At 71.9% G+C, this 11842-nt stretch carries 13 protein-coding genes and 1 pseudogene; 4 read left to right on the forward strand and 10 right to left on the reverse strand.

The features are described 5' to 3' along the window. Window positions 1-158: 158 nt before the first annotated feature. Both ACH34Q_RS24905 and ACH34Q_RS24910 read right to left on the reverse strand, forming a co-directional pair. A complete protein-coding gene (locus ACH34Q_RS24905) occupies window positions 159-371 on the reverse strand; it encodes a helix-turn-helix domain-containing protein (protein WP_018656527.1) in 213 nt (70 codons plus the stop codon). 117 nt (window positions 372-488) lie between these two features. Then, window positions 489-2087, reverse strand: a complete 1599-nt coding sequence (locus ACH34Q_RS24910; RefSeq protein WP_395985457.1) for an ABC-F family ATP-binding cassette domain-containing protein — start codon at window positions 2085-2087, stop codon at window positions 489-491. A gap of 242 nt (window positions 2088-2329) precedes the next feature. Here ACH34Q_RS24910 and ACH34Q_RS24915 point away from each other — a divergent pair, with 242 nt between their 5' ends. Then, entirely contained in the window at window positions 2330-3100 is a 771-nt protein-coding gene (locus ACH34Q_RS24915) for a VOC family protein (RefSeq protein ID WP_395985458.1), read from the forward strand. A gap of 58 nt (window positions 3101-3158) precedes the next feature. On the opposite strand, the gene ACH34Q_RS24920 is transcribed toward ACH34Q_RS24915, so the two are convergent. From ACH34Q_RS24920 to ACH34Q_RS24930, 3 genes are read right to left on the reverse strand one after another with little or no spacing between them, the layout of a single operon-like run. Beyond that, the gene (locus ACH34Q_RS24920) at window positions 3159-3911 is read right to left on the reverse strand and encodes an AIM24 family protein (protein WP_395985459.1); all 753 of its coding nucleotides are present in this window, start codon (window positions 3909-3911) and stop codon (window positions 3159-3161) included. Between the two features lie 2 nt (window positions 3912-3913). Continuing rightward, window positions 3914-4564, reverse strand: coding sequence for an AIM24 family protein (locus ACH34Q_RS24925; protein ID WP_395985460.1), 651 nt, complete (start codon window positions 4562-4564; stop codon window positions 3914-3916). Then, entirely contained in the window at window positions 4564-5202 is a 639-nt protein-coding gene (locus tag ACH34Q_RS24930; protein WP_395985461.1) for an AIM24 family protein, read from the reverse strand. Before ACH34Q_RS24930 ends, ACH34Q_RS24925 begins: the two co-directional genes overlap by 1 nt. Window positions 5203-5281: 79 nt before the next feature. Between ACH34Q_RS24930 and ACH34Q_RS24935 the strand changes: the two genes are divergently transcribed. After that, window positions 5282-5677, forward strand: a complete 396-nt coding sequence (locus tag ACH34Q_RS24935) for an ABC transporter permease (RefSeq protein ID WP_395985462.1) — start codon at window positions 5282-5284, stop codon at window positions 5675-5677. Window positions 5678-5815: 138 nt separating this feature from the next. Continuing rightward, on the forward strand, window positions 5816-7003 hold the full coding sequence (locus ACH34Q_RS24940; RefSeq protein ID WP_395985463.1) for an EAL domain-containing protein: 1188 nt from the start codon (window positions 5816-5818) through the stop codon (window positions 7001-7003). Here ACH34Q_RS24940 and ACH34Q_RS24945 read toward each other — a convergent pair. Continuing rightward, a complete protein-coding gene (locus ACH34Q_RS24945; protein WP_395985464.1) occupies window positions 6995-7633 on the reverse strand; it encodes a response regulator in 639 nt (212 codons plus the stop codon). The two genes, ACH34Q_RS24940 and ACH34Q_RS24945, sit on opposite strands and share 9 nt — an antisense overlap. After that, window positions 7630-8823 (reverse strand): sensor histidine kinase, encoded by a 1194-nt coding sequence (locus ACH34Q_RS24950; RefSeq protein ID WP_395985465.1) that lies wholly within the window; start codon window positions 8821-8823, stop codon window positions 7630-7632. The genes ACH34Q_RS24945 and ACH34Q_RS24950 overlap by 4 nt, the downstream gene beginning before the upstream one ends. Before the next feature lie 152 nt (window positions 8824-8975). Here ACH34Q_RS24950 and ACH34Q_RS24955 point away from each other — a divergent pair, with 152 nt between their 5' ends. Beyond that, window positions 8976-9557 (forward strand): hypothetical protein, encoded by a 582-nt coding sequence (locus ACH34Q_RS24955; protein WP_395985466.1) that lies wholly within the window; start codon window positions 8976-8978, stop codon window positions 9555-9557. A 90-nt stretch (window positions 9558-9647) separates the two neighbouring features. Here ACH34Q_RS24955 and ACH34Q_RS24960 read toward each other — a convergent pair whose 3' ends face one another. The 3 genes and pseudogenes from ACH34Q_RS24960 to ACH34Q_RS24970 form a co-directional block, all read right to left on the reverse strand. Continuing rightward, window positions 9648-10022, reverse strand: a complete 375-nt coding sequence (locus tag ACH34Q_RS24960; RefSeq protein ID WP_395985467.1) for a metal-sulfur cluster assembly factor — start codon at window positions 10020-10022, stop codon at window positions 9648-9650. Then, window positions 10019-10471 carry a Fe-S cluster assembly sulfur transfer protein SufU gene (gene sufU, locus ACH34Q_RS24965; protein ID WP_395985468.1) on the reverse strand — a complete coding sequence of 151 codons (453 nt, stop codon included), beginning with the start codon at window positions 10469-10471 and terminating at the stop codon, window positions 10019-10021. The genes ACH34Q_RS24960 and sufU overlap by 4 nt, the downstream gene beginning before the upstream one ends. Before the next feature lie 74 nt (window positions 10472-10545). Further along, window positions 10546-11821 (reverse strand): annotated as a pseudogene (locus ACH34Q_RS24970) (cysteine desulfurase). Window positions 11822-11842 lie beyond the last annotated feature (21 nt).

An 11842-nucleotide genomic window follows, 5' to 3' on the forward strand; every position in this document is an offset into this window, starting at 1 on the left:
TCCCCTTCCGCCTGCACGTGACCGGCGCGTTCGCGCCGGCCGCGCGGCGGAGCGGAAGGGGGTCCTCCCCGCGGCCCGCCCGCCGCCGCGACCGAACCTTACTCGGCCGGCCGGGGCGGCGGGTCAGGCGGTGCGCTCTACCGGGGGTCGACGTCCGTTCAGGACTTCTTGCCGCGGGTCGCGCCGCCGCGACCGCGCAGGTTGACACCGGATTCGGTCAGAATCCGGTGGATGAACCCATATGAGCGGCCGGTGGCGGCTGCCAGGGCGCGGATGCTCTCGCCGGAGTCGTACCTCTTCTTCAGTTCCGTCGCCAGCTTGTCGCGCTCGGCACCGGTCACGCGGGTGCCCTTCTTCAGGGTCTCGGCCACGAGTACCTCCCGTAGTGATGTGGTGACCGCTGCGTTAATCCCCCGCCATGATCAGTCATTCCCGCTCGTTCGGCTACCCACTCCGCCAGAAAAGATCTGTCTGGGCCATGGCACTGGTCACGCAAGTGCCACCAGATCGGCAAACTCATCACTCCAGATGTCTTCCACACCATCCGGCAGCAAAATCACTCTTTCCGGTCGAAGCGCGGTGACCGCGCCCTCATCATGGGTCACCATCACGATCGCGCCGGAGAAGGTGCGCAGCGCGTCCAGGATCTCGGCGCGGCTGGCCGGGTCCAGGTTGTTGGTCGGCTCGTCCAGCAGCAGCACGTTGGCGCTGGAGACCACCAGCATGGCCAGCGCCAGCCGGGTCTTCTCGCCGCCCGACAGCACGCCGGCGGGCTTGTCGACGTCGTCGCCGGAGAACAGGAACGAGCCGAGGATCTTGCGGACCTCGACCGGGGCCATGCCGGGCGCCGCCGACTGCATGTTCTCCAGCACCGAGCGCTCGACCTCCAGCGTCTCGTGCTCCTGGGCGTAGTAGCCGAGCCGCAGGCCGTGCCCGGCCAGCACCGAGCCGGTGTCGGGCTTGTCGACCCCGGCCAGCATCCGCAGCAGGGTCGTCTTGCCTGCGCCGTTCAGGCCCAGCACCACGACCCGGCTGCCCCGGTCGATGGCCAGGTCCACGTCGGTGAAGATCTCCAGCGAGCCGTACGACTTGGACAGGCCCTCGGCGGTCAGCGGGGTCTTGCCGCAGGGCGCCGGCTCCGGGAAGCGGATCTTGGCGACCTTGTCGGCCCGCCGCACGCCCTCCGCCTCGGCCAGCAGCCGGCGGGCCCGCTTGTCCATCTGCTGGGCGGCCTTGGCCTTGGTCGCCTTGGCCCGCATCTTGTCGGCCTGCGACAGCAGCGCGGTGGCCTGCCGCTGCGCGTTGGCCGACTCGCGCTTGCGCCGCCGCTCGTCGGTCTCGCGCTGCTCCAGGTACTTCTTCCAGCCGACGTTGTAGATGTCGATCGCGGCGCGGTTGGCGTCCAGGTGGAACACCCGGTTGATCACCGCGTCCAGCACCTCCACATCGTGGCTGATCACGACCAGGCCGCCCTGGTGGCCCTTGAGGAAGTCGCGCAGCCAGACGACCGAGTCGGCGTCCAGGTGGTTGGTGGGCTCGTCCAGCAGCAGCGTGTCGGCGCCGGAGAACAGGATCCTGGCCAGCTCCACCCGGCGACGCTGGCCGCCGGACAGGGTGCCGAGGGGCTGGGTCATCACCCGGTCGGGCAGGCCCAGGCTGGAGGCGATGGAGGACGCCTCGGCCTCGGCGGAGTAGCCGCCGAGCACGTGCAGGCGCTCCTCCGCGCGGCCGTACCGGCGGACGGCCTTGTCGCGCTCGCTCCCCGTGGCGGTGGCCATCCGCTCCTCGGCCGCCCGCAGGTCGCGGATGACCTCGTCGAGACCGCGCGACGACAGGATCCGGTCGCGGGCCAGCTCCTCCAGATCGACTCCGCGCGGGTCCTGCGGCAGGTAGCCGACCGTCCCGGAGCTGGTCACGCCGCCCTGCGCGGGCTGCGCCTCGCCGGCCAGGACCTTGGTGAGGGTGGTCTTGCCGGCGCCGTTGCGGCCGACGAAGCCGACCCGGTCGCCGGGGTTGACCCGGAAGGAGGTGGCTTCGATCAGCAGCCGGGATCCGGCGCGCAGCTCGATGTCATGGGCAATGATCACGGTGACGGGCTTCCCTGACGAGGATCGGAACGGACAGGCGGCGTCCCGGACGGGCGGGGGGCGGATCCAAGCGGACGCGAAACAGCGCGTCACGGTCCGTGACCACGACGCGCTTAAGGGCCTGTCAGCTCGGGAACGAAACCATCCGATCAGTGTACGTGACGCCGGGGGCCGGTCCCGGCCATGCCGGCATGCGCCAGGACGTGCGACACGCAGGCACCACACGAAGGAGTGTGCGTCCCATGACCCATCTCACAGGCAACGCCCCGGCCGGTACCCCCAATTGGCTGGATCTCGGAATCCCGGATATGGAACGGGCCAAAGCGTTCTACCGAAGCCTATTCGGTTGGGAATTCCAGGACTACGGCCCGGAGGCCGGGCATTACCACGCGTGCCTGTTGCGGGGCGCGCCCATCGCCGGAATGATGCGGAATCCCGAGCCCGCCGACGATTATTGGTGGGGGGTCTATTTCTCCACCGACGACATCGACGGCACCACCGAGCGCGTGACCGCCGCGGGCGGCGCGATCGTCGACCCGCCCGACGACGTGATGGACCAGGGCCGGCTGGCGATCCTCACCGACGCGGTCGGCGCCCAGTTCGGGCTCTGGCAGGGCCGGGAGCACATCGGCTCGCAGATCGTGAACGAGCCGGGCTCGTTCGTCTGGAACGAACTGGTCACCACCGACAGGGCCGGGGCCGCCGGTTTCTACGCCGCGGTGTTCGACCACACGGCCGAGGACATGCCCGGGGACTTCGCCTACACCGTGCTCAACCGGCCGGACGGCCGGGCGATCGGCGGGATCCTGGAGGAGCCGGGGGCCGCCGGGCCCGCCTGGATGACCTACTTCGAGGTCGAGGACCCGGACGCGTCGGTGCGGACCGTCCGCGAGAACGGGGGCGCGGTCGTCACCGAGCCCCAGGACAGCCCGTACGGCCGGATAGCGACGGTACGGGACCCGTTCGGGGCGGAGTTCCACCTGATGCGGCCCGCGCCCGCGGAGACGCCCTGAGGGACGGACAGGGGCCCGGCCGCCGGGCCGGGCCCCCGCACTCCGTCAGCGGGCACGGTCACTGCTGGCGTTCGGCCGCCAGCCGCTGGCCGACGGTCTGGTGGAGGCGCTGCAGGCCGCTGCTGCCCAGCATGCCGACCTGCCCCTCCAGGTCGCGCAGCAGCGTGTCCTCGTTGGTGACGGCCTCCGAGGACTGCATCAGCACCATGCCCTCGCCGGTGAAGTCGAACTGGTGCTCCTCGCCCGACGTACCGCCGATACCGAGCACCGACCTCGCCGCGCCCAGCACGCCGCGCATGTAGGAGTGGTCGTAGTGGTGGCAGGGCGAGGGGCAGTCGGCCCAGCCGAGCAGCGCCTGCGGGTCGACCCGGATCGGCGGCTCGACGAAGTGCACCGGGCCGTTGGAGGCGGCCACGAACCGGCCGGTCCCGATCAGCGTCAGGAACCCCGGGATGATCGACTGCTTGAGCTCCAGGCCCGGCTCGAACGCCAGCAGGTTGCCGGCCCGGATGGTCAGGTTGCCCTGGTCCAGGTCGAACGAGTTGACGTCGAAGCCCCGGTCGGACAGCACCAGCTTGCCCTGGCCCTGCGCGACGATCCAGTCCTGCGCGTACAGCGGCGAGTGGAACGAGGACGCCACCAGCGCGTCCAGCGGGCCCGCCGACAGCGCCTCGAACTTGATCTGCCCGTAGTAGGCGATCATCTTGCCGCGCTGGGCGAACCACTGGCCGTTGAGGTCCACGCTGAAGGCGTAGGGGTTGACGTTGTCGTTGGACGGCAGCGTCATCGCGTTGAACGTCGGGATCGCCACGGTCAGATCTTCCTCTCGCTGGCCTGGACGTAGACGACGCCGGAGCCGCTCAGCTCGAGCTGGAAGCCCTCGCCGGAGCCGCGGCCGATCAGGTCCCGCAGCCCGACCGCGGTGGTGAGCTTGTTCTGCACCTGGCCGCGGTGCGCCACGTACGCCTGCGGGTCCACGTGCACGGGACGCTGCGGCGTGATCGGCATCTCCATGACGCCGCCGTGCGACAGCAGCGCGCACGAGCCGTGCCCGGTGAGCGTGGTGGTGAACAGGCCCTGGCCGCTGACCGCGCCGCGCACCACGCCGCCGATCCCGCCCTGCTCGCCCATGAACATGGTGCCGACCTGGAGGGACGCGTCGTGCACCAGCAGCCGGTCGGCCTCCACCACCAGCATGTCGCCGGCCAGCTCGACGACCTGGACGTGCAGCCCGGCATGGCCGAACATCGCGGTGCCCTGGCCGGTCACGTGCATCATCACGGTCCGCTCCCCCGCGACCGCGCGGCCGAGGGTGCCGCCGATGCCCTGCCCGGCGGTCGCGGACGGCGCGAACGCCACCCGCCCGCTGTAGGCCAGCATCGCGCCGCGCCTGCTGTAGATCTCCCGGCCCGGCGCGATCGCGACCTGGAGCATCTTGGAGTTGATCGATTCGTATCCCGGCATCAGATCTCCAGCATTCCGCCGCGTTCGGCCGGCTGGACGTAGACCAGCCCGTGTCCCTGGTACCGGAACTGCACGCTCTCCCCCGAGCCCTGCCCGAGCACGGTGCGCCAGTTGACGTCGGTCACGACGTCCTGCTGGAGCTGGCCGTGATGGGCCACGTACGCGTGGGGATCGACGCACAGTGGCATCTGGGGTGTCACCTCCAGTGCGATCGCGGGCCCGTCGGAAAGGATCGCGACCAGGCCGTGACCCTCCACCTTGGTGGTGGCCAGGCCCTGGCCGGTGCCCATCCCGCGCAGCCCGACGAAGTGCACCCCGGTCTGCAGGCCGCCCTCGATGGCCAGCAGGCTCTCCGACTCCACGAACAGCGTGTCGCCGTTCAAGGGGACGAGGGTGACCTCGGTCGCCTGGCTGGCCAGGTAGACGGTGCCCTGGCCGCTGATCTCCATGAGGGTGATGCCCTCGCCGGCGATGCGGCGCTTGAGCGCCCCGCGCAGGCCCTCGCCGCCGGTCATCCCCTGCCGCTTGAACGCCATCTGGCCCTCGTAGGCGACCATGGACCCGTTCAGGGCCCTGATCGTCTCCCCGGCGAGATCGACGGCCAGCATCCTCGAGCCGTTCATTCGAAATTGCGCCACGCCGCCACAAGATACCGGCCCGGGCGAGTCCCGGCGCGTTGCCCGGCGTTCCCCGGCCGGATCGGGGAAGATGGCGGTCATGTGGATCGCCCCCGAGAATCGCGGCGCAGGCCGTTGGATCGTGCCCGCGATCGTGCTCGGTGCCGGAGCGGTGGTCGCGGCCGTGCTGGCCGCCGACGACCGGGGCGGCACGGGGCTCGTCGCGCTGGTGGTGCTGGCCGGCTACGCCCTGGCCCTGGCCTACCGGCGCAACGAGCCGGCCCTGACGATCAGCGAGAGCTTCGGCAGCGGGCACCGCGCCCGCGCCCATCTGCGCGCGGCGGCCATGACCGGTGACGTGCTCACCGGCGCGCTGGTCGCCGCGGTGGTGGTGCAGGGGCTGCGCGGCGCGGACATCATGCCGTACGTGTGGCTCGCCGCCGTGGCGGGCGGGACGTACACGGTGTCGGCGCTGGCCGCCGGCCGTGCGCTCTGACCGTCCCGGCGCCTCCCGCGCGCGCTGTCAAGATCGTCCGTCCGGACGGGCATGACCTGGCCGATCACAGGAGAATACTGCGTTAACAGTTCCTAACAAGTCCGGTTTCGACCGATTTCAAGCGGCATGATGCGGGCTGTGCCTGCCGTTGAAGTCCTGCTTCCCGCCCGGGCGGTGTTCCAGCCGGTGATCGACCTCGACACCGGCCGGGTCGTCGCCGTGGAGACGCACGCGGGCCCCCCGGCGGCCCACGTGCCCGAGACCGGCCGGTTCTCGAGCGCGCATCCGGTCGCGGCGCACGCCGACCCGGCCCTGGCCCGCGCGGACCCGGCCACGGAGGACGTGCGCCGCGCGGTCGCCGCCGCCCGCGCCGCCGCGGACCTGCGTACTCCGCTGCCCCTCCAGATCGGGCTGCGGACCGAGACCCTCGCCCAGGGCGAGGATCTCCTGGCCGAACTGCACCGCGGGCTGGGCGGGGCCGGCCGCCACCCGCACGAGGTCATCCTGTGCGTCGGCGGCGGCTTCCCGCCGGCCCGGCGGCCCGCGCTCCAGTCCGCGCTCGGCCGGCTGCGCCAGGCCGGCTACCTGATCGGGCTGACCGGCGTCGGCGCCGCGCACGCCCCGCTGGACCTGGTGGTGGACGCCTCCCCGTACCTGGTCAAGATCGACCCGGAGCTGGCCCGCCGGACCGGGACCGATCCCCGCCGCGCCGCGCTGGTGACCGCGCTGGTCGAGCTGGCGCACCGGCTCGGAACCCACGTCCAGGCCCCGGGCCTGTCCACCGAGGAACAGGTCCTGAACCAGCGCGACCTGGGCGTACGGCTCGTCCAGGGACCCGCGCTGGCACCGCCGGAGTGGCGGCCCGGCATGCGCGTCACGGTGCCGGTGACCGCCCGCGAGGAGCCGCGCCGCGCCCGCCCCGAAGCCTCGCTCGGGCCGCGGGTCGCGGAGTTCACGCTACCGGCGGTGACCATGCCGCACACCGCCACCGCCGGTGAGGTACTCGACGTCCTGAACGCCGAGTCCGGCACCACCAGCGTGGTGCTGGTCGACGAGCGCAGGCGGCCGTGGGCCACCGTGGACCGCACCCGGTTCCTGCTGCGGCTGTCGGGGGCGTACGGGCACGCCCTGTACGCGCACAAGCCCGCCGCCAACCTCGCCGACACGCCCCGCCTGGTGCCCCGGACCGTCCCGGCCGTCGCCGCGCTGCGGGCGGCGGGCCGCGAGGACGACCGCGTCTACGACGACCTGGTCGTCACCGACGAGATCGGGCGCTGCCTGGGCATCGTGCGGGTGGCCGACCTGATCCGCGGCCTGTCACCCTGACCCCGCCGTCTCCTGGGCCAGGATCGCGGCCTGGACCCGGCTGCGCAGGCCGAGCTTGGCCAGGATCCGGCTGACATGGGTCTTGGTCGTGGTCTCGGCCATGTCCAGCCGCGCCGCGATCTCGCCGTTCGACAGGCCCTCGCCCAGGCAGCCGAAGACCTCCCGCTCGCGCGGCGTGAGCTCCGCCAGCCCCGGCGCCGGCAGGGGCCCCGGCGCGGGCCGGGACGCGAAGGCGCCGATCAGCCGGCGGGTCACCCGCGGGGCGATGATCCCCTCTCCCGACGCCACCGTGCGCACCGCCTCCACCAGATGGTCGGCGTCGACGTCCTTCAGCAGGAACCCGGCCGCCCCGGCCCGCAGCGCGCCGAACACGTACTCGTCCACGTCGAACGTGGTCAGCACCAGCACGTCGGTGATCCCGGCGATCTCCCGGGTCGCCGAGACGCCGTCCAGCCGGGGCATCCGGATGTCCATCAGCACCACGTCGGGACGCAGCTCGCGGGCCAGCGCCACCGCCTCCTCGCCGTCGACGGCCTCGCCGGCCACCTCGATCCCCGGCGCGGCGCGCAGGATCAGCACCAGCCCGGCCCGTACCGCCGCCTGGTCGTCGGCCACCAGAACCCTGATCACGCGCTCTCCCTTCCCACGCCGCCCCTGGCCAGGCCGACCGGCAGCTCGGCGCGGACCCGCCAGCCGCCCTCCTCGGGACCCGCCTCGAACGTCCCGTCCAGCATCGTGGCGCGCTCGCGCATCCCGATCAGCCCCGCTCCCGAGCCGGGCAGCCGCGGGGCGTCCGGCCCGAGCGGGCTGCGCACGTCGATCACCACCCGGTCGCGCAGGTAGCGCAGCCGTACCCGGGCCCTCCCGGGACCGCCGTGCTTGAGCGCGTTGGTCAGCGACTCCTGCACGATCCGGTACGCGGCCAGCTCGACCGCCGCCGGCAGCTCCGGCGCGTCGCCCTCCACCTCCAGCGCGGCGCTCAGGTCCGACCGCGCCGAACTTCCCACCAGCCGGTCGAGCCCGTCCAGCCGGGGCGCGGCAGGCGAATCGGTGTCCTCCTCCTCGCGCAGCAGGCCGATCATGCGGCGCATCTCCGCCAGCCCCTGGACGCTGTTCTCCCGGATGATCTCCATCGACCGGTCGAGGTCCTCCCGGGTCAGATCCCGGACCTTCAGCACCGCCGAGGAGTGCAGCGCCACCGCGCTCAGATGGTTGGCGATCACGTCGTGCAGCTCGCGGGCCATCCGGGCCCGTTCGGCGTTGATCGCGCTGCGCCGGTCCATCTCGGCCAGCCGCGTCACCTGCTCGGCGCGCAGCCGCTCGGCCTGCGCGGTGAACCGGTGCTCCCGGACGGCCATCGCGGTCATCACGGGGAAGACCCACGTCACCGCCGCCACCGCCGCCGCGACGACGGCCACGCTGAGGGTGTGCAGCAGCATCCCGACGGAGACCAGCACCACCAGGGTGGTCACGCTGGTCACCACCAGCAGCCGCTCGGCGGTACGGCGCCGCCCGTACAGGCCCGCCGCGTACAGCAGATCGCCGTAGATCATCATCGATGCGAAGTTCGGGCCCATGATCACGTCGGCGGCGTTGAACGGGGTGGCGAACAGCAGCGCGGTCCGCGGCGCCGTCCGCCGGAACGGGATCGCCGCCACCTGCCCGAGCAGCGGCACCAGCCGCCAGCCGAGCGCCGGATCCCAGACCGACGACCACGTGGCGTACCCCTGCACGGCGAGCATCAGGAGCCCGCCCGCCAGCGCGGCCACGGCGATCAGCAGATCCGTGCGGGTGATGCGAGGACGCGGGGTCGAGAGCACGGTCCCATTCCAGCACCCCCCGGACACCACTCGGCTCCGCCTTCCGGCACCCCGCGTACATCGTTAGGAGGACCCCCGGTTCCCCATCCGCGACGACGCCCCCGCCCCCTCGCTCCGCGAGCATTGAAGGGACGCCATGCGGAAGGGAAACAATGCTGCTCGCGCTGATCGCGGCCTGCGAGATCGGCTTCTGGCTGGTCCTCGCGGCCGGGCTCTCGGTCCGCTACCTGCTGCGCCGCCCCCGGCTGGGCGGCGCGCTGCTGGTCTGCGTCCCGCTCCTGGACGTGGTGCTGCTGACCGCGACCGTGGTCGACCTGCAGGGCGGCGCCACCGCGGACTTCACCCACGGGCTGTCGGCCGCCTACCTCGGCTACTCGGTGGCGTTCGGGCACAGCATGATCTGCTGGGCCGACGAGCGCTTCGCCCACCGCTTCGCCGGCGGCCCGCCGCCGAAGGGCAGGCCCAAGTACGGCCGGGCCCGTATCCGCTACGAGTGGCGCGAGTTCGGCAAGGCCGCCCTCGCCACCGCCATCGCCTGCGCCGTCCTGCTCACGATGGTCGCCGTCGTGGACGACACGTCCCGTACCGAGGCCCTGCTCGGCTGGACGGTTCGGCTGGGAACGATCCTGGCCATCTGGTCCCTCTGGCCCATCACCCACACCCTCTGGCCCGCCAAGCCCGAACCCGGCCGGACCTCGGCCCCGGCCGAGGCCGAGCCGATCTCCCGCCGCTGACACCGGACTCCCTCCGGTCCACCTGCGCGAACGCGAAAGAGCCCGCTCCGGAAGGGAGCGGGCTCTTTTCGGTCGTGCGGGCCGGTCGGGTCAGACGTTGAAGCCGAGGGCGCGCAGCTGGTCGCGGCCGTCCTCGGTGATCTTGTCCGGGCCCCACGGCGGCAGCCAGACCCAGTTGATCTTGACTTCCTTGGCCAGGCCCTCCAGCGCGCTGTTGGCCTGGTCCTCGATCACGTCGGTGAGCGGGCAGGCGGCGCTGGTCAGCGTCATGTCCAGGGTGGCGATCTCGTCGGCCAGGCTGACCCCGTAGATCAGGCCGAGATCGACCACGTTGATCCCCAGTTCGGGGTCGACGACATCGTGCAGGGCCTCGAGGATCTCCTCCTCGGCCTCGGTCATGGCGACCTTGGCCGTCTCCTCGGAGGCCTCGGTCTCGGGGGTCTCGGTCTCAGTGGTCTCGCTCATGATGCCTCTCCGAGTGCTCGGGCGGTCGCGTCCTTCCACGCCATCCAGGCGAGCAGGGCGCACTTGATCCTGGCTGGGTACTGGGAGACACCGGCGAAGGCGATGGCGTCCTCCAGGACGTCCTCGTCGGGCTCGCCCTGGCCGCGCGACTGCATCAGCGCCAGGAACTCCTCGCCGACCGCCATCGCCTCCTTGACGGACTTGCCGATGATCAGGTCGGTCATCACCGACGCGCTCGCCTGGCTGATCGAGCAGCCCATGGCGTCGTACGAGACGTCCGCGACACGGGCGTCCTCCCCGTCGCCGTCGAGGTGCACGCGCAGCGTGACCTCGTCACCGCAGGTGGGGTTGACGTGGTGCGCCTCGCCCTCGTACGGCTCCCGCAGCCCCTTGTGATGGGGGTTGCGGTAATGATCCAGGATGACCTCCTGGTACATCGCCTCAAGCATGTCGTCCTTTTCCCTGAGGGGCCTTCCCCGGCTACAACCCGTGCGTCGCGCAGCGTGTTCCAACCACGGGGCGTCTAGTGGGTGCCGAAGAACTTCTGTGCGTGCCTTACCCCGTCGGTGAGCGCGTCCACGTCCGCCAGGGTGTTGTACAGGTAGAACGTCGCGCGGGTCGTGGCGGGGATCCCGAACCGGCGGCAGATCGGCCAGGCGCAATGGTGCCCGACCCGGATCGCCACGCCCAGCTCGTCCAGGACCTGCCCGACGTCGTGCGGGTGGATGTCGTCCACGGTGAACGACACCGCGCCGCCGCGCGCGTCGGTGCTGAGCGGGCCGATCACCCGGACGCCGGCGATCTCGCCGAGCCGTTCCAGCGAGTAGGCGGTCAGCGCCTCCTCGTGCGCGTGCACGCGGTCCATGCCCAGCTCGGACAGGTAGTCGCAGGCCGCGCCGAGGCCGATCGCCTGGGCGGTCATCGGCACTCCGGCCTCGAACCGCTGCGGCGCCGGCATGAAGGTGGACTCCTCCATCCGGACCTGCTCGATCATGGATCCGCCGGTGATGAACGGCGGCATGATGTCCAGCAGCTCGCGGCGGCCCCACAGCACGCCGATCCCGGTCGGGCCGAGCATCTTGTGCCCGGAGAAGACCAGGAAGTCGGCGCCGAGCGCGGTGACGTCCACCGGCTGGTGCGGTACGGACTGCGCCGCGTCCAGCAGCACCAGCGCGCCCACCTGGCGGGCCCGCGCGGTGATGAGGTCGATCGGCGGAACGGTCCCGAGCACGTTCGACTGGTGGGTGAGCGCGACCAGCTTGGTGCGCTCGTTCACGATCGTGTCGAGGTGCTCCAGGTCGAGTCGGCCCTCGTCGGTGAGGCCGAACCAGCGCAGCGTGGCGCCGGTCCGCAGGCACAGCTGCTGCCACGGCACGAGGTTGGCGTGGTGCTCCATCTCGGAGACCACGATCTCGTCGCCGGGGCCGACCTTGAACCGCTCGGCCTCGGGGCCGCCGGTCGCGGCGTTGCTCATCGCGTACGCGACCGAGGTTGATGCCCTCGGTCGCGTTCTTGGTGAACACGATCTCGCCCGGGACCGCGCCGACGAACGAGGCGATCTTGGCGCGGGCGTCCTCGTACGCGCCGGTGGCCTCCTCGGCCAGCAGGTGCGCCCCCCGGTGCGGCGCCGCGTTGTGGCGCTCGTAGAACTCCCGCTCGGCGTCCAGCACCCGGACGGGCTTCTGCGAGGTCGCCCCGGAGTCGAGGTAGACCAGCTCGCGCCCGCCCCGCACCGTACGCGACAGCAGCGGGAAGTCCTTCTTGAGCTCCTCGGGCAGCAACGCTCCAGTCACGCTGATTCCCCCGCTCGCTTCCAGGCC

Origin of the sequence: Actinomadura sp. 9N407 (genome assembly GCF_044326315.1) — a bacterium.
Lineage (GTDB): Bacteria > Actinomycetota > Actinomycetes > Streptosporangiales > Streptosporangiaceae > Spirillospora.